Origin of the sequence: Streptomyces sp. NBC_00523 (genome assembly GCF_036346615.1) — a bacterium.
Classification (GTDB): Bacteria; Actinomycetota; Actinomycetes; order Streptomycetales; family Streptomycetaceae; genus Streptomyces.
In genome coordinates this window covers 844,350-862,471 of the sequence record NZ_CP107836.1, presented here as the reverse complement: position 1 = coordinate 862,471, position 18,122 = coordinate 844,350, and the positions used below count along the sequence as shown (strand labels likewise).

Here is an 18,122-nt window from a genome sequence, read left to right as displayed (position 1 = left end):
CGCGTGTTCGTATTGACTTGGACTAGGTCCATCGTAGGATCGGTTCCGGCCGAAGCCAGGGCAGGACGCCCTCCGGGCGAGACCGGTCAGGCCAGCCCCCCACATTCTCAGAGCACCGAGATCCGCCCCGTCCGGAAGGAATTCCATGACTGAGAACCACGAAGCGATCGTCACCGACCCCAAGTCGGAGGAGGCCGGCGGCTGCCCCGTCGCGCACGGTCGCGCGCCGCACCCCACCCAGGGCGGCGGCAACCGCCAGTGGTGGCCGGAGCGGCTCAACGTGCGGATTCTCGCCAAGAACCCCGCCGTGGCCAACCCGCTCGGCGAGGACTTCGACTACGCCGCGGCCTTCAACGCCCTGGACCTTCCCGCCGTCAAGCGGGACATCGCCGAGGTGCTGACCACCTCGCAGGACTGGTGGCCCGCAGACTTCGGCAACTACGGCCCCCTCATGATCCGGATGGCCTGGCACAGCGCGGGCACGTACCGCATCAGTGACGGCCGCGGCGGCGCGGGCTCGGGCCAGCAGCGCTTCGCCCCGCTCAACAGCTGGCCGGACAACGTGAGCCTCGACAAGGCGCGGCGCCTGCTGTGGCCGGTCAAGAAGAAGTACGGCCAGAACATCTCCTGGGCCGACCTCCTCGTCCTCACCGGGAACGTCGCCCTGGAGACCATGGGCTTCGAGACCTTCGGCTTCGGCGGTGGGCGCGCGGACGTCTGGGAGCCCGACGAGGACGTGTACTGGGGCCCGGAGACCGACTGGCTCGGCGACGAGCGCTACACCGGCGACCGCGAGCTGGAGGAACCGCTCGGCGCCGTGCAGATGGGCCTCATCTACGTCAACCCGGAGGGCCCCAACGGCAACCCGGACCCGATCGCCGCCGCCCGCGACATCCGCGAGACGTTCCGCCGCATGGCGATGAACGACGAGGAGACCGTCGCCCTGATCGCCGGCGGCCACACCTTCGGCAAGACGCACGGCGCCGGCCCGTCCGAGAGCGTCGGCCCCGACGCCGAGGCCGCCCCGATGGAGCGCCAGGGCTTCGGCTGGGAGAACTCGTACGGCACCGGCAAGGGCGGCGACGCCATCACCAGCGGCCTCGAAGGCATCTGGACGGACACCCCCACCACCTGGGACAACAGCTTCTTCAACATCCTCTTCGGCTACGAGTGGGAGCTCTTCAAGAGCCCCGCGGGCGCCCACCAGTGGCGGCCGAAGGACGGCGGCGGCGCGGGCACCGTGCCCGACGCGCACGACCCGTCGAAGAGCCACGCCCCGACCATGCTCACCACCGACCTCTCGCTGCGCTTCGACCCGGCGTACGAGCAGATCTCGCGGCGCTTCCACGAGAACCCGCAGGAGTTCGCCGACGCGTTCGCCCGCGCCTGGTACAAGCTGACCCACCGCGACATGGGCCCCGTCGTCCGCTACCTCGGCCCCGAGGTCCCGCAGGAGACGCTGCTCTGGCAGGACCCGCTGCCCGAGCGCACGTACGACCTGATCGACGCCGCCGACATCGCGGCGCTCAAGGAGAAGGTCCTCGCCTCCGGCCTGTCCGTCTCCGAGCTGGTCTCCACCGCCTGGGCCTCCGCCTCGTCCTTCCGGGGCAGCGACAAGCGCGGCGGCGCCAACGGCGCGCGCATCCGCCTCGAACCGCAGAGCGGCTGGGAGGTCAACGACCCGGACCGCCTCGCGGGCGTCCTGCGCACCCTCCAGTCCGTCCAGGAGTCCTTCAACGCGGAGCAGCAGGGCGGCAAGCAGGTCTCGCTGGCCGACCTGATCGTCCTCGCGGGCGCCGCGGGCGTCGAGAAGGCGGCCAAGGACGCCGGTACGGACATCGAGGTCCCGTTCACCCCGGGCCGGGTCGACGCCTCGCAGGACCAGACCGACGTCGAGTCCTTCGTGGAGCTGGAGCCCGTCGCCGACGGCTTCCGCAACTACCTCGGCAAGGGCAGCCGGCTCCCCGCCGAGTACCTGCTGCTGGACCGGGCGAACCTGCTCAACCTGAGCGCGCCCGAGATGACGGTCCTCGTCGGCGGTCTGCGCGTCCTGGGCGCCAACCACCAGCAGACCGCGCACGGTGTGCTCACCGACGCGCCCGGCACGCTGACCAACGACTTCTTCGTCAACCTGCTCGACATGGGCACGACGTGGAAGTCCACGGCCGACGACCAGAGCGCCTTCGAGGGCCGCGACGCCGTCACCGGTGAGGTCCGCTGGACCGGCACCCGCGCCGACCTGGTCTTCGGCTCGAACTCCGAACTGCGCGCCGTCGCCGAGGTCTACGCGAGCGACGACGCCAAGGAGAAGTTCGTGCGCGACTTCGTCGCCGCCTGGGACAAGGTCATGAACCTGGACCGGTTCGACCTCGTCTGACGACACCGGAAGGGCCGGTCCCCCGCGCGGGGGACCGGCCCTTGCCGTTGCGCGGATCCGGTCAGGCGGTGGCCACCGCGAAGACGTGGATGATCCCGCCCTCCGTGGTGCCCGGCAGCGTCACGGACGCGAGCTGCTTCCCGGCCTGGAGCGCGATCGGCGCGGTCGTGAAGATCTCGGTGCCCACCGGGTCCTTTCCGCCGCCCTGCACATCGCGGTACTCGGTGTGCACCGCCACCGTGTTCCCGTACGACGGCTGTTGTGAGCCGCCGCCCAGCGTCCAGTCGCTGAAGCCGATCTCCGCCTGCTGCGTGGTGCCGTCGGTGTACGTGAGCGTCACCGTGCCCGACGCCTTGCCCTCGGCGGCGCTCCCGAGGAACGCCAGCTTCGTGTCACCCTCGCCGGAGGCGACGTTCAGCACCTGGGGGCCCGTCCCGACGACCTCGATGTTGTCCGGGTCACCGGCCTTCACCTCCGGCCAGGTGAAGTCGAAGCCGCCCGAGGAGACCGTGCCGCCCGGCGCCGCACCGGCCGCCGCCAGCGCCTGGGCCGAGTAACTCCAGCCCTCACCGTCGAAGTTGGCCTGCGGATTCTCGTCGTCCGCCGAGGTCCCGGTGCTGTTGCGGTTCCACAGCAGCCCGTTCTTCTCGGCGACCGTCACCGCCGCCGACGTCTTCGGCAGCTCCGTGCCCGCCGACGAGGTCAGCGTCACCGGGACCGTGTAGTAGCCCTCGGCGGTGTCCTTCCCCGCCGACACGGTGAGCTTCGCCTGTGCCGCGCCGCTCGCCGGGACCGTGAAGTCGCCCTCCGACGGGGTCACGGTGACCCCCTCCGGCGCCTGGGCCTCCCAGTGCACCGTGGTGGCCTTCGTCTCCAGGCTCTGCACCTTGACCACGGTCTGCGTGCCCTCGCCACCCGGCTCGACCTTGAGCTGATCCGGGGAGGCGCCCGTGAAGTACTTCAGCCCGCCGCCGGGGAAGGACGGCGGCGCGTCGGCCGGTGCGCTGCCCCAGGTGGTGTCGGGCGTCGTGCCCAGGGTGAAGTCCAGCCGCCCGCCGTGCTCCACCAGCGAGTCACCGACCCACGGCTTCGTGGACGTACGGCCGTTCACCTTCAGCCCGTGGATGTACGTGTGGTCCGCCGAAGCGGCCGGAGCCTCGATGGTGATCTTCTTGCCGTGCCCGGTGTGCACCACCGCGTGCGGGAACAGCGGCGCGGTCAGCGTCAGATCGGCACGGCTCGGGTTCTGCGGATACATGCCGAGCGCCGAGAAGACGTACCAGGACGACATGGTCCCCGCGTCGTCGTTGCCCGGAATCCCGCCGGGACCGTCGGTCCACAGCTGGTCCAGCTCCGCCCGGACCGTCTCCTGCGTCTTGTACGGGGCGCCGAAGTAGTTGTACAGGTAGGGCGCGTTGATGTCGGGCTCGTTCGTCGGGTCGTAACGCGTGCCGTCCTTCGCGGAGAAGTCGAACTTCCCGTCCGGCGTACGGAAGAACGCGTCGAGCCGCTCCGTGGCGCGCTCGTTGCCGCCCATCGCACCGGCGAGACCGGCCACGTCCGAGTAGACCATCCAGGTGTACCGGGCGCTGGTGCCCTCCACGAACCCGGCGCCGGTGCCCGGCGTGAAGGTGCCCGCCCAGCTGCCGTCGGACTTCCGGTCGCGTATGTACCCGCCCTGCTCGGTGGCGTTGGCGTCGAAGACGTTCGTCCAGTTGCCCGACCGGTCCAGGAACTTCTTGGCGTCGCCCTTGTTGCCCAGCCGCCGGGACAGCTCCGACAGACCGTAGTCGGCCGCCGCGTCCTCCAGCGTCTCGGCCGCCCCGCCCCAGCAGTGGCAGTTGTCCGCCGGTACGTATCCGAGCTCCAGGTACTTGTCGAGCGCGGGGCGCTGGCCCACGCACTCGACGTTGCAGCCGGAGCTGTCGGAGTCGTTGGCGGTCGGCACGGTCGCCGCCGTGACCAGGGACTTCAGCGCTCCCTTGACGTCGAAGTCACGGCCGCCGAAGGCGTAGATCCCGGCCAGCGCCGCGTCGGACGGGTCGCCCGACATCACGCTCGTCTTGCCGTTCTGCAGCAGCCAGCGGTCCCACTCGCCGTCCCGCTGGTTCGCGTAGTTGAACAGGGACTGCGCGTAGTCGCTGCCCGCCCTCGGGTTGAGCAGCGCCATCAACTGCACCTGCGCCCGGTACTGGTCCCAGCCGGAGAAGGTGCCGTACTGCGCCTTCTGGCCCTTGGACAGCCGGTGCGGCTTGCGGTCGGCGCCGAGGTAGCGGCCGTCCACGTCGCTGGTGAGGGTCGGCTCCAGCATGGAGTGGTAGAGCGCGGTGTAGAACGCGGTGCGCTGCGTCTCGGTGCCGCCGCCGATCTCGACGGCCTTCAGCGCCTCGTTCCAGTTGGCGGCGGCCTGCCGCTTCACCGTGCCGAAGCTCTTGCCCGGTCCGTTCTCCTTGCGGAGGTTGGCCTCGGCGTTCGCGGCGCTGACGTACGAGACGGCCACCTTGGCGCGCGCCTCGGTGGTGCCGTCCGCGAAGGTGACGTAACCGCCGGAGCCCTTGCCCTCCACGGCGTTGCCGGACGAGCTGTAGCCCGTACCGCCGGAGGCGGAGGTGGAGCCGGGGGTGAGCGTGCCGTCCTTCCAGGTGCCGGTCTTCGCGAAGGGCTTGTCGAAGTGGGCGGTGAAGTACAGCGTGTACAGGTCCTTGCGGTTGTTCGCGCTCTGCGGACCGCAGAAGTTGCCCGCCGTGACCGACCCGGTCACCGTCCGCGCGGCCTTGTCGATCCGCACGGTGGCGTCGGTACTGCCGGTCTCCGAGTTGGAGGTGCGGAAGAGCAGGCTGGCCGGCTTGTCCGCCGGGAAGCCGAACTCCCCGGACCCCGTCCTGGCGGTCGTGGTCAGCGCCGCCGAAGCGCCGCTCGCCAGGCCGACCTTGTAGTAGCCGGGGGTGGCCGTCTCGTCGTCGTGCGAGAAGTCGCTCGCGTACTTCGCGTCGGTGGTGTCCGAGGTGGGGGAGGAGTCCACGTCACCCACGTACGGCATGATCGGGATGTCGCCGTTCGCGCCCGAGCAGCCCACCCCGTTGAGGTGGGTGAGGCTGAAGCCGCGGATCTTCTTCGCGTCGTACTGGTAGCCGCCGGGCGCGGGGGTCGAGACCTGCTTGCCCCGCGAGTTCTGCGGGCTCCACGCCAGCATGCCGAACGGCTGCACGGCGCCCGGGTAGGTATTGCCCGCGTTGGACGTGCCGATGAGGGGATCGACGTACGACACCGGGTTCCTGACGGTGTCCCGGGCCGGTGCGGCCGAAGCGGGGGCGGCGGCGGCCGTGAGCCCCGCGACGGCCAAGGCGGCGGCCGTGACGGAGCCCACGGCCCGGATCGCGGTGTGCGTACGACGTGTGTGCGTCTGTGGCACCGTTCCTGCCCTTCTGATGTGACGGACGGTCAACGCGGCGGGAGCCCGGCGCCGTGACCGCGGAGGAACGACGAGGCCCCGACAACGTTGTCAGCGACGTGAGGATGCTCCTCCTGCCGGTCCGGGGTGTCAAGGCTCCCCGGAATCCGCCCGTCCGGCCGGGCTGCCTCCATGCAACAGCCCGGCCCGCGCCCCCGGTTGTCCCGGAACGTCAGCGCAGGGACGCCGGAAGCGCCTCCCGGTGCAGGATGCCCAGCCGCTGCGTGGCCCGGGTCAGCGCCACGTACAGGTCACTCGTGCCGAACCGGCCGGGCTCCACCACCAGGACGTGGTCGAATTCGAGGCCCTTGGCCTGCCGGGGCCCCAGCAGTACCACCGTGCGGGTCAGATCCGGCTCGCCGCCGGGCACCACCCCGTCCAGCGGCGCCGCGATCTCCTCGTGCAGTTCGCGCGGCGCGATCACCGCGAGGCGGCCCTCGCCGGGCGTCAGCTCCTCGACTGCCCGCGCCACCGCACCCGCCAGATCCGCCCCGGTCTCCCGCACCCACGGCACCTCGCCCGTGGAGCGCACCGAGCCCGGCGGCTCGAACGACGGGTCCTCGGCCCGCAGCACCTTCGCCGCGACCTCCATCACCTCGGCGGGCGTACGGTAGTTGACCGCCAGCCGCACATGCTCGTACCGGTCGCCGACGTACGGCTCGAGGATGTCCTGCCAGGAGCCGACTCCGGCCTCCTCGGAGGTCTGCGCCGGGTCGCCCACCAGGGTCATCGACCGGGTCGGCGACCGCCGCATCAGCAGCCGCCACGCCATCGGCGACAGCTCCTGCGCCTCGTCCACGATGATGTGCCCGAACGCCCACGTCCGGTCGGCGGCGGCCCGCTCGGCCGCGGAGCGGTGATCGGCCTCCTCCTGGCGCTCCGCCATCCGCTCCGCGTCGATGATGTCGTGCGCGGCCAGCAGCTCCGACTCCTCGTCCTCGAACTCGAAGGACTCCGAGCCCCGGGACAGCTCCAGGACGCCCTGGGCGTACGCGATCCGCTCCTGGCGCTCCGCCTCGGCCGCCGCCCGCTCGGCGCTGTCGTCGGTCCCGAGCAGTTCCGCGGCCTCGTCCAGCAGCGCCACGTCGGCCGGGGTCCACGCGCCCTCGCCGGGCGCCCGCCGGATGGCCTCGGCGTCCGCGTCCGGCAGGTGGACCGGCTCGGCCAGGTAGTCGGTGAGGAAGCCCTCGGGGGTGAGCACCGGCCACAGCTCCTCGATCGCGGCGTGCACCTCCTGGCTGACCGCGACCGCCTTGCCGAGCTGGGCGATGTCGTCCGGGCCCAGGAAGTTGGGCCCGCCGTACGGGTCGGCGCCGATGCGCTCGGTGAGCTGGGCGGTCAGCGCGTCGATGATCCGGAACGCGAAGTGCGGCCGGGCCAGGTTGTACGGCAGCCGGGTGTCCCGGGCCGCCTGCCGGGCCTCGTAGGCGATCTCCCAGTCGAGGACCAGGTCGCCGTCGTCGTGCGGGACGATCAGCGGGGCGCCGGGCTCGGGCAGCAGCTGCCGGTCCCGCACCGCGAGCTCCAGGGCCTCGGCCATGGCCGCGCCGCCCTTCACGGCCGCCGCCCGGGGGGTGTCCGCGCCCCGGGCGTGGACGCCGGGGAACAGCTCGGCCTGGGTGGCGAGGAGGACACCGGTCTCACCGAGCGACGGCAGCACCTCGCCGATGTAGCTGAGGAAGGCCGGGTTCGGGCCCACGATGAGGACCGCCCGCTTGGCCAGCAGCTCGCGCTGCTCGTACAGCAGGAACGCCGCCCGGTGCAGGGCGACGGCCGTCTTGCCGGTGCCGGGCCCGCCCTCGACCACCAGGACGCCCCGGTGCGGCGCGCGGATGATGCGGTCCTGCTCGGCCTGGATGGTCCGCACGATGTCCGCCATGCGTCCGGTCCGCGCCGAGTTCACCGCGGCGAGCAGGACCGTGTCGCCGCTCGGGTCCTCGAAACCGGTGCGCTCATGGTCCCCGACGTCCAGGATCTCGTCATGCAGCTCGGTGACCGTGCGGCCCTCGGTCGTGAGGTGGCGGCGCCTGCGCAGACCCATCGGGGTGTGATGCGTGGCGAGATAGAAGGGGCGGGCGACCGGGGCACGCCAGTCGATCAGCAAAGGCGTGTGTTCGGTGTCGTCCTCGCGGATTCCGATACGGCCGATATGGTGCGCGACGCCGTTCGTGAGATCGATTCGGCCGAAACAGAGCGAGCCGTCCACCGCGTTCAGTGCGGCGAGCAGACCGGAGCGCTCGGCGACCAGGACATCGCGTTCGAGCCGGGCCTGCTGGCCGGTGCCGACCGGCGTCAGGGCGTCTTGGACCTGCTCGGCGGCGTCACCGCGCAGCACGTCGACACGGTGGTGGAGCCGGTCGATGTATTCCTGTTCCTTCTGCAATTCGGCGGTTTCCCGAGTTGACAAAACAGCTCCCTGACGGATATGGTGATTCTTGTTGGCCCCCGGTGACGGGCCTTTTTCTGTGGGCGCACAGAATCACTCAATATACGTGAGGAAATCCCCGGTCCGCAATTGCGGACCGGGGATTTCTCTTTGCCCCGGGAGACCCGGGGCCGCGTCTACGCCAGGACCTCGCGCAGCCGCGCGGCGTACGCGCGGGGGTGGGTGGTGTTGCCGTTGTGCCCGCCGGGAAAGGTGACGACCTCCCGCCCGGCCAGCCGGGCAAGCCGGTGCGCGCACTGTCCGACGAAGGCGTGCGGTGCCGTGGTGGCACCCCCGGCGGGCACGATGCGCACCGGGGATGTCCGCAGCGCCTCCGTGTCGAGTTCGGCCTTGATGACCGCTGTGAAGTCGCGCGCGATGAAGAAGCCGAAGTTGGCGGCCCGCTCCGGGGTGAGCGGCATGGGCGTCAGGTCCGGTTCGGTCTCCTGGCGGGCCGGGTCGATGCCGAGGACCCGGGCGATCTCCGGGAGGGCGGCCCGCAACCCGCCCTGCCGGTACACCTCCTGGAGGCGGGCGAGTTCCGCCGCGTGCCCGGCGCGCGGGCCCGCGGGCAGCAGGGAGGGGCTGACCGGGTCGTGCGCCACGAGGGTGCGCAGCCGGCCGGGGTGGGTCACCGCGAGGTGGAGCCCGATCGCGGCGCCCATGCTGCACCCGAGTATCAGGGCGGGTTCATCGGTGAGTTCGGCGAGCAGTCGGTACGCGTCGTCGGCGTGCTGCTCCATGGTCACGCTCCGCCCGGAGGCGGCGCAGGTGCTGCGGGACAGGCCCCGGCGGTCGTACGTGACCACGGTGTACCGGTCGGTGAGGCGGTCGACCAGGTCGGCGCTCCGGCCGGCATCGCCCTCACCGCTCTGCGAGACGAGTAGCAGCGGACCGGTGCCCCGGACCTCGTAGTACAGGGTGGCGCCATCGGTGTCGAGGAACATGGGGTCTTCCGGCCGGTGGGGTCACCGGCGGGGAGGGCGCCGGCGGTGACCCCACCGTACTGCATCTTTTTAGATGTATCGGTAATGATGGAGTCAGGCGCGCGGGCTCACATCTCCTTCAGCAGCGCGTCCGTCGTCGTCACGACCGCGCAGCGGCCCGCCGCCCAGCGCAGCGCCATGTCGTGCTCCTCGCGGGAGAAGTCCGCGACCGCGTCGGCCACCACGAACGCCTGGATGTCGCGCATCCACGCGTCGGCGGCGCTCATCAGCACACCGATGTGCGCGTACACCCCGGTGATCATCAGCTGGTCGCGGCCGTCGTCGCGGATGAGCGACTCCAGCCCGGTGCGGACGAACGCGCTGTACTTCCACCTGGTGAGCACCGTGTCGCCCGGCGCGGGCGCCACCTCGTCCGGCGAGGCCAGCGCCTCCGGGTCGTCCGCCATCCCCGTCCCCCAGAAGTCGAGTTGGAGACCGCGCTCCTCGGCGCTCTGACCACCGCGCTGCGCCGAGTGCACCACCGGGATTCCGGCGCGGCGGGCGGCCTCGATCACGCGGGCGGTGTTCGCGAGCATGCCGGTCAGCGGCTCCTCGCCGGGGCGGTACGCGTGCAGGAAGTGGTTCTGGAGGTCGTGGACGAGCAGCACGGCGCGCGCCGGGTCGACGGTCCAGCCGACCCGGTTCGCCGGGAGTTCGCCGGGGCTCGGCAGGGGATAGGGGGCGATGGCGGGAAGTGCCGTGAGGGGAGCCTTTCGGTGCCGCGCGGGGCGGACTCAGTTCTGGGCGGGCGGAGTTGACGCGGAGGCGGGGGTCGCGTCGGTGCGCAGGCCCTTCTTGCTGACCTTGCCGATCCCGGTCTGCGGGAAGGCGTCCACGAATTCGACGAGGTCGGGCACCTTGTACGCGGCGATTCCGCGTTCGCGTACGTGCCGCTTGACGGCGAGCGCCCCGGGCGGTTCGGCGCCTTCGCGCAGGATCACGTACGCCAGGGTGCGTTCACCGAGATTGGGGTCGGCCACACCGACCACCGACACGTCGTGCACCGAGGGGTGGGCGAGGATGATGTTCTCGATCTCCTCCGGCGCGACCTTCTCGCCGCCCCGGTTGATCTGGTCCTTCGCCCGCCCCTCCACGACGAGATGGCCGGTCGGGGTGCGGCGCACGATGTCGCCTGTGCGGTAGAACCCGTCCTCGGTGAACGCGGTCCTGTCGTGCTCGGGCGCGCGCCAGTAACCCCGGATCGTGTACGGGCCCCGGGTCAGCAGATGCCCGAACTCGCCGTCGGGGACGTCCTGTCCGGCGTCGTCCACGATGCGGATCTCGTCGTCCTCGGAGATCGGCCGGCCCTGGGTGGAGACGACGGTCTCGTGGTCGTCGTCCAGCCGGGTGTAGTTGACGAGGCCCTCGGCCATGCCGAAGACCTGCATCAGCCGGCAGCCGAGCGCCGGTTCGAGGCGCCGGGCGGCCGTCTCGCTGTATTTGGCGCCGCCGACGAGGACCAGTTCGAAGCTCGACAGGTCCTGCTCCGCCGAAGCGGCCGCGTCCGTCCACACCAGGGCGAGCGGCGGCACCATGCCGGTCATGGTGACGCGCTCCCGTTCGATGACCGGGAACGCCGTGGCCGGGTCGGGGCGCGGGCACAGGACGACGGTGCCGCCCGCGTACAGCGTGCCGAGCCAGCCGGGCGAGCTCATCGGGAAGTTGTGCGCGGCGGCCAGGATCACGAGGAAGCGGGTGTCCGCGCCGACGCCGCAGATCTCGTTGGAGCCGCGCAGCGAGTAGATGTAGTCGTCGTGCGTACGGGGGATGAGCTTGGGCACCCCCGTGGTGCCGCCGGACAGCTGGAGGAAGGCCAGGTCGTGCGGCTCGGGCCCGTCCTCGGGCTCCCCGGACGCGTCGCACGGCACGTCGGACAGGGCGGTGTGCTCGCCCGGGATCTCCGTCTCGCGGTGGGCGGGCAGCGCGTAGACGGGGAGCGCGCCGATCCGGAGGAGGGCGAAGACGACCTCGGCGAACTCGGCGATGTTGGGCAGCTGGACGACGACCCGGTCGCCCTTGGCTATCCCGCGTGCCCGGAAGCCGGCCGCCAGCCGGGCCGCGCGCTCGTCCAGCTCCCGGTACGCCCAGGCGCGGCGCTCGGGCGCGGGGTCGACCAGCGCGACGCGGTCGCCGTGGGCCTCGGCCCGTTCGCGCAGCATGCTCGTGAAGGTCTCGCCACGCCAGTGGCCGGCCGCGCGGTAGCGGGCGGCGAACTCTGCGGGCCAGGCCGGGGCGTCGTCGTACGGAGAGGCAGTCATCGTTTCAGGTCTCCAGGGGGAGGAGCCGCTTGCGGGGGCGCCGGGCGGACGGGTCAGGCGCGCAGGGTGGCGCCGCCGTCGACGTACAGGTCGTGCAGGGTGATGTGGCGGGCCCGGTCGGACACGAGGAAGGCGACCGCCTCGGCGATGTCGGACGGCTCGGCGATCCGGCCCAGCGGGATGCCCGTGCGGTAGCTCGCCAGGTCCCCGGCGATGACGCGCTGCGCGGCGGGCCCGTCGTCGTGCGCCTCACCGGCCGGCCACATCCCGCGCTGCATGTCGGTGAGCGTGGAGCCGGGCGAGACGGTGTTGCAGCGGACGCCCAGGGGGGCCGGTTCCAGGCCGAGGCACTTGGTGAACATGACGGAGGCGGCCTTGGACGCGGCGTACGCCGCCATGGTCGTACGGGGGATGCCGGCGGCGTTGGCGGGCGACGGCAGTTTGACGACAGGCCCTAGGACGGTGAACAGGGGCGGCAACACTTAGGTAAGCCTAACCATAGAGTGATCACGCGAACGGAGGGCCGGAACCGGTGATTCCGCCCGGTCGCGAGCCACCCTGTGTCCCTTTTGCTCGTGTATGAGCAAAATGCCAATTGCGGGCGTTCGGAGTGGTTTTGATGCGGTCAGATGCGACCAAAACGGGCGAACGCCCCCATTCCGGCTTCAGTGGGCAGCGTCACGTCGGCCGTTTCTGACGCGCAATCCGATCTCCCGGTTCCCAGTCGTGCCAAGAAATTTGACTTCCCCCGGCGCGGGCGATCATGAGCATTTCCTTTGATTGATCTTGCAAAACAATTGTGATCAGCAATTCCGGGCTTGTTCCGGCCGTCGTTTCTCGCTTACGGTCCCGTCATCAATCCGGATGGAACGCCGAATCCTGCCGCCGTCCGGGAACCCGACCACTCACGTACGGCAGGAGCGGGGGACCCAGGTTTGCCGCCGGTCCGGAATCCGGAGCGGCTAGGGGTGAAGTCGCCATGCGCGACCGGACATCTCCAGTCCGAACCCGACAGCTCACCTCGTAGGCGACGGAGAGGAAATACCCCATGCCCATCCCGGGTAAGCACCGTCGTGCCAAGTCCGCGTCCCTGACCCGCGGTTTCATCGCCGTCAGCGCGGGCGGAGCCGTTCTCGCACTCCCCCTGATCACGGCCGGATCGGCTTCCGCCGCCCCCGCCAAGACCGTCGTCGCCGAAAAGGCCGCGGCCCCGACTTCCGTCGCCGGCAAGGAAATTGCCGCGCGCAAGGCCGCGCCCACCACCTATTCCGTGGTGTCCGGCGATTCGCTTTACAAGATCGCCCAGGGCCATTCCCTCAGCGGTGGCTGGGAGCGGCTCTACAAGGACAACCGCGGTGCGGTCGGCGGCAACCCCGACCTCATTCACCCGGGCCTGAAGCTCACCATCGGCGCCAAGTCCGAGGCCGCTGCCCCGAAGGCCGCCGAGAAGAGCGCATTCAAGGCGGAGAGCGCCGAGAAGAACGGCGACACGGCCCCCCGGACCGAGAGCGCCGACCGCGCCGACCGTTCCGAGCGCACCGCCGTCCCGGTCGCCGCCGAGAAGCCCGCCGAGACCCAGGCGGCCGTCGCGTACACCGACGACCTCGACGGCTGGATCAAGGAATCCCTCGCCATCATGGGGCAGCAGGGCATCCCCGGCAGCTACGACGGCATCTACCGCAACATCATGCGGGAGTCCTCGGGCAACCCGATGGCGATCAACAACTGGGACATCAACGCCGTCAACGGCACCCCCTCCAAGGGCCTGCTCCAGGTGATCCAGCCCACCTTCGACGCCTACCACGTGCCCGGTACGTCGACGGACATCTACGACCCGGTCGCCAACATCACGGCCGCGTGCAACTACGCCGCCGCCACGTACGGCTCGATGGACAACGTCTTCGGCGCGTACTGACCGAAACCGGCCCCGCGCTCGGGGCAGGGCCGTGAACAGGGGCGGGAAGAAGCGGAAGCGCTTCTTCCCGCCCCTTTCGCATGCCGTCACGCTCTTGTCGCGGAAAAGCCGTACAACCCTTGTGGCACAAGCGGTGTCGAACACGGCGTCCGGGAAGACAGCGGGCTCTTCCCGGCACCCCCCGGAGTCGCCCGGCCATCCTTGATCCAAGGAGCCACCTGTGCGTACGTACCGTTCGGCCGCCGTTCTCGCGGCCTCGATCCTCCTGCTGACGGGCGCGGCCATCGCCGCGCCCTCCGCCTACGCCGGTCCGTCCGCGCCCGGCGCCGTCCAGGCGAAGGACCGCAACACCGACTTCAACGGCGACGGCTACGAGGACGTGCTCATCGGCGCCTCGGGCGCCACGATCGACAGCAAGCCCGGCGCCGGCTTCGTCACCGTCCAGTACGGCTCCCGCAGCGGCCTCGGCACCAGCCCGTCCGCCGTCTTCAGCCAGAACACCGCCGGGGTGCGCGGCGCCGCCGAGGCGGGCGACGCCTTCGGCCAGTCCGTGGCCACCGGCGACCTGAACGGCGACGGCTACGACGACGCGATCATCGGCGTCCCGGGCGAGGACATCGAGCCCTTGGCGGACGCGGGCGGCGCCGTCGTGCTCTGGGGGTCCCCGCAGGGCCTCACCGGCACGGACAGCGACTGGCTCCAGGCCGGCGAGCCCACCGCCTGGGCGCGATTCGGCAGCGCCCTCGCGGCCGCCCACTTCAGCCCCGACGTCCCCGGCGACGAGCTGGCCGTGACCGACCTGTTCGACCTCATGCTCTTCCGCTACGAACCCGCCCTGCTGAAGAAGGACGCCGACGCCGCGCCCCTCGCCCCCGCCCAGCGCGAGAACGTGATCCCGGCCGAACCCGGACACGAGATCGACCCGAAGTCGCTGACCACGGGCGACTACGACGGCAACGGCCTCGCCGACCTCGTCGTCTCCGGGACGGCCGCCGGCCCGAACCACGGAGAGGGCTGGTCCGCCTACTTCTCCGGCCAGGTCCAGGGGCTCCGCTTCGAGCGCTCCCTGCGCGGCGGCCCCGCCGTCGCCTCCGGTGACATCAACAACGACGGCTACGACGACCTCGTCACGGGGACGCCGCGCCGCCCAGACGCCACCAGCGGGGGCTCCCCGGACGGCGGCGTGGTCGGCGTCTACTACGGCAGCGCCGGTGACGGCCCGGTCGTCGGCGCCGCCGGGCCCGGCACCGAGCCCGTCTGGTGGACGCAGGACTCCCCGGGCGTCCCCGGGGTCTCCGAAGAGGGCGACCGCTGGGGCAGCGATCTGTCGGTGGCCGACACCGACGGCGACGGTTACGCGGACGTGGCCATCGGCGCCCCGCTGGAGGACGTCGGCGCGCCGGGCTCGGACCTCTCCCGGGGCGACACCGGAGCCGTATGGTTGCTGCGCGGAGCGGCCGGCGGTCTGACGGCGGCCGGGGCCCGTTCCTGGGACCAGGACTCCGCGGACGTCCCCGGGGTGCCCGAGAGCAACGACCAGTGGGGCGGCCAGGTGCGCCTGATCGACCCCGACGGCGACGGACGGTACGGCCTCCTGGCCGCCGCCCCCGGCGAGGACGTGTCCAACGGGGTCGTCTGGGTGCTGCCCGCCGGCCAGGGCGGTGTGACGGCCACCGGATCGTGGACCTTCGACGGCGGATCGCTCGGCGCCCCCCGGACGAAGGCCCACTTCGGCGGGGCGATCGACGAGTAGGCCGCCCGGACCCGCCCTGACCCCGCCCTGACCCCGCCCTGACCCGGCCGTCCCGGAATGCGAGGGCACGGCGGGGCGTGGATGCTGGAACGGTCAGCGTCTCTAGGAGGTCAGTCATGGGCATGCTCGACAAGATCAAGGACATGATCAAGGGGCATCCGGACCAGGCCCGCCAGGGAGTCGAGAAGGGCGGCGACTTCGTCGACAAGAAGACCGGCGGCAAGTACGAGGGCCAGGTCGACTCGGCTCAGCAGAAGATGAACGACCAGCTCGGTGACCGCCGCCCGCCCGGTGAGGGCCGGTAGGCGCTTGCACGGACCGTGAGGGAGCGGTGGACGCCACAGCCGTGGTGTCCACCGCTTCCGCGCGTCGCGCCCCCGGCCGTCCGCCCGGGCCGGGCGCCTCCGACGTGCCGCACCGGCCGCCCGGGAGCATCCTGGCTGTGTGACCTGGCACGGCGCGGCCGGGCGGCTGCCGTTCGGTCCGAGCGACGGCCCGCCCCGAGGACCGGAGGACAGCCGGGCGCCGGACGACCTGTCCCTGGTGCTCGCCCAGTCCGTCGTGAACGCGATCGAGGCGGTCGGCGGCCGGGCCGGCGGGGTCTACCTCCCCTCCCGCACCCCCGGCCTGCTCCGGCTGGCCGTCCTCGCCGGGCTCCCCGGCCCCCTGTTCCTCCCCTGGTGGCGGATGCACGTGAACCGGCCGTTCCCGGTCGCCGAGGCGTTCCGCACCGGCAGCCCGGTGTACCTCTCCGACGCCGAGGACGCCATGCGGCGCTTCCCGCAGCTGATGGCCGGGCTGCCGTTCCCCTTCGGCTCCCTGTACGTGCCGGTGCTGCGCCGCCGCGAACCGGTCGGCGTCCTCGTCGTCCTGCGCGGTGCGACGGGCGACGAGCCGGTGCCCGCCGCCGACCGGGCCCGCCTGCAGCGCGTCGCCGACGGCCTGGGCGCCGAACTGGCCGGCCTCGCGGACGCCGGCATCCGGCCCGAGTGGGAGGGCGAGCCCCTTCCCGTACAGCTGCCCGCCAGGACCTCGCCGCCCGTGCGCATCGGCCGCTTCGACTGGAACCTCGCCACCGGCGCCGTCGACGCGGACGACGAGCTCGCCGCGATCCTCGGCAGCGACGGATCCAACCACTTCCACGGCACCATCGACTCCCTGGCCGCCCGGCTCGCCCCGGAGGACGTCTACGGCCTCTGGGCGCTGGCCCGGCAGGCGGCGGGCTCCCGCGGCCCCGTCGTACGCCGGATGCGGCTGCGCGGCCCGGACGGGCGTTCCCACCTGCTGGAGGTGTCCGGGCGCCGGCAGGACGACGCGGGGCCCGGCGGACACCTGACCGGCTTCCTGGTGGACCTGGGCATCGGCCCGGTCGTCGCCGAGGCCGCGGACCGGCTGCCGCGCGGCATCTTCTCGCTCGACCGCTTCGGCCGGATCACCTACGTCAACCCGCTCGCCGAGGACATGCTCGGCCGGCCCCGGGCCGCCCTGGTCGGCCGGGTGTTCTGGGAGGCGCTGCCGTGGTTCGCGAACCCGGCGTACGAGGACCACTACCGGGCCGCGATGATCTCCGACGCCCCGGTCCACTTCCTCGCCCGCCGCGATCCGCCCCCCTGGCTCTCGGTCTCCCTGTACCCCGGGCACGACGGCCTGACCGCGGTCCTCACGCCCACCGACACGCCCGCCTACACCCCGGACTCCGTCGTCTCGCCCGGGCTGGGGCTCGGCTCACCGGCCGACCGGTCCGCCGCCCTGTACCGGCCGGTCGCCCTCGCCATCGCGCTCACCGAGGCCGTCACCGCCCGGCAGGTCTCCCGCGTGGTCACCGAGGAGCTGCTCCCCGCATTCGGCGGCCGGCAACTGGCGATCTACCTGCTCAAGGAGGGCCACCTCTACCTGGAGTGGGAGACCGGCTTCCCGCAGGGCTTCCTCGACCGGTTCGACGCGGTCGGCCTGGACGCCCGCATCCCCGGCGTGGAAACGCTCACCACCGGGCGCCCCATCTTCTTCGAGTCGATGCAGCGCCTGGCCGCCGCCTACCCGGGCATCCCCATGGACGCCGACGTCGGCGCCCGCGCCTTCCTCCCGCTCATCGCCTCCGGGCGGCTCGTCGGCTCCTGCATCCTCGGCTTCGACCAGCCGCGCGGCTTCAGCCCGGAGGAGCGCACGGTCCTGACCGCCCTGGCCGGCCTCATCGCCCAGGCCCTCCAGCGGGCCCAGCGCTACGACACCGAGGCCGCCCTCGCCCGCGGCCTCCAGGACGCCCTGCTGCCGCACCGGCTGCCCGCCGTCCGCGGCATCGACACCCAGGGCCGCTACCTCGCCGGCACCCAGGGCATGGACGTCGGCGGCGACTGGTACGACGTGATCGAGACCCACGGCCGCCTCGCCCTCGTCATCGGGGACGTGCAGGGGCACGGCGTGTCCGCCGCCGCGACCATGGGCCAGGTCCGCAGCGCCGTACGGGCCTTCGCGCTCAGCGGCCACGACCCCCAGGAGGTCATGAGCGGCACCAACCGGCTGCTCATCGACCTGGACACCGGCCAGTTCGCGAGCTGCTGCTACATCGTGACGGACCCGGCCACCGGCCGGACGCACGCCGTGCGCGCCGGGCATCCCCAGCCCGTCCTGCGCCGCCCCGACGGCACCGCCGAGGTCATGGACCTCCCGGGCGGCATCGTCCTGGGCATCGACGCCGAGGCCGGCTACCCCGTCACCGAACTGCACCTCGACCCGGGCGCCACGCTCGCCCTGTACACGGACGGCCTGGTCGAGCAGGCGGGCATCGACATCGACGTCGGGGTCGAGCGGTTGCGCGCCACCCTCCAGGGCCTGGGCGCCGCCCCGCTCGCCGACACCGCCGACCACGTCATCCGCCGGGCCCGCCAGGCCGCCGACCGGCCCGACGACATCGCCCTGCTCCTCGCGGCCCGGTGGACCGGGGACGACGCCTGACCGGC

Annotated in this window: 10 protein-coding genes, 1 pseudogene and 1 riboswitch; of the genes and pseudogenes, 5 read left to right on the top strand and 6 right to left on the bottom strand. The window is 72.0% G+C overall.

Translation table 11 applies throughout. The features are described 5' to 3' along the window. Positions 1 to 145 precede the first annotated feature (145 nt). The gene (katG, locus tag OHS17_RS03940) at positions 146 to 2,377 is read left to right on the top strand and encodes a catalase/peroxidase HPI (RefSeq protein WP_330311068.1); all 2,232 of its coding nucleotides are present in this window, start codon (positions 146 to 148) and stop codon (positions 2,375 to 2,377) included. A gap of 61 nt (positions 2,378 to 2,438) precedes the next feature. Here katG and OHS17_RS03935 read toward each other — a convergent pair whose 3' ends face one another. The 6 genes and pseudogenes from OHS17_RS03935 to OHS17_RS03910 all read right to left on the bottom strand — a co-directional run. Next, a complete protein-coding gene (locus OHS17_RS03935) occupies positions 2,439 to 5,744 on the bottom strand; it encodes a GH92 family glycosyl hydrolase (RefSeq protein ID WP_330315145.1) in 3,306 nt (1,101 codons plus the stop codon). Between the two features lie 256 nt (positions 5,745 to 6,000). Next, on the bottom strand, positions 6,001 to 8,211 hold the full coding sequence (locus tag OHS17_RS03930; protein WP_330315144.1) for a HelD family protein: 2,211 nt from the start codon (positions 8,209 to 8,211) through the stop codon (positions 6,001 to 6,003). Between the two features lie 179 nt (positions 8,212 to 8,390). Beyond that, positions 8,391 to 9,200, bottom strand: coding sequence for an alpha/beta fold hydrolase (locus tag OHS17_RS03925; RefSeq protein WP_330311067.1), 810 nt, complete (start codon positions 9,198 to 9,200; stop codon positions 8,391 to 8,393). A gap of 107 nt (positions 9,201 to 9,307) precedes the next feature. Beyond that, positions 9,308 to 9,925, bottom strand: a complete 618-nt coding sequence (locus OHS17_RS03920) for an isochorismatase family protein (RefSeq protein ID WP_330315143.1) — start codon at positions 9,923 to 9,925, stop codon at positions 9,308 to 9,310. 48 nt (positions 9,926 to 9,973) lie between these two features. Beyond that, positions 9,974 to 11,497 carry a (2,3-dihydroxybenzoyl)adenylate synthase gene (locus tag OHS17_RS03915; RefSeq protein ID WP_330311066.1) on the bottom strand — a complete coding sequence of 508 codons (1,524 nt, stop codon included), beginning with the start codon at positions 11,495 to 11,497 and terminating at the stop codon, positions 9,974 to 9,976. A 53-nt stretch (positions 11,498 to 11,550) separates the two neighbouring features. After that, positions 11,551 to 11,922, bottom strand: a pseudogene (locus OHS17_RS03910) (SDR family oxidoreductase); the annotation flags it as partial. 435 nt (positions 11,923 to 12,357) lie between these two features. Continuing rightward, positions 12,358 to 12,542, top strand: a riboswitch (cyclic di-AMP (ydaO/yuaA leader). A gap of 3 nt (positions 12,543 to 12,545) precedes the next feature. Here OHS17_RS03910 and OHS17_RS03905 point away from each other — a divergent pair. From OHS17_RS03905 to OHS17_RS03890, 4 genes are all read left to right on the top strand, one after another. Beyond that, positions 12,546 to 13,412, top strand: a complete 867-nt coding sequence (locus tag OHS17_RS03905; protein WP_330311065.1) for a transglycosylase SLT domain-containing protein — start codon at positions 12,546 to 12,548, stop codon at positions 13,410 to 13,412. A gap of 220 nt (positions 13,413 to 13,632) precedes the next feature. Next, positions 13,633 to 15,165 carry an FG-GAP repeat protein gene (locus OHS17_RS03900; RefSeq protein ID WP_330311064.1) on the top strand — a complete coding sequence of 511 codons (1,533 nt, stop codon included), beginning with the start codon at positions 13,633 to 13,635 and terminating at the stop codon, positions 15,163 to 15,165. A gap of 116 nt (positions 15,166 to 15,281) precedes the next feature. Next, positions 15,282 to 15,470: an antitoxin gene (locus OHS17_RS03895; protein WP_018106190.1), complete on the top strand. Its 189-nt coding sequence runs from the start codon at positions 15,282 to 15,284 to the stop codon at positions 15,468 to 15,470. 139 nt (positions 15,471 to 15,609) lie between these two features. Further along, a complete protein-coding gene (locus OHS17_RS03890) occupies positions 15,610 to 18,117 on the top strand; it encodes a SpoIIE family protein phosphatase (protein ID WP_443066119.1) in 2,508 nt (835 codons plus the stop codon). Positions 18,118 to 18,122: the final 5 nt, after the last annotated feature.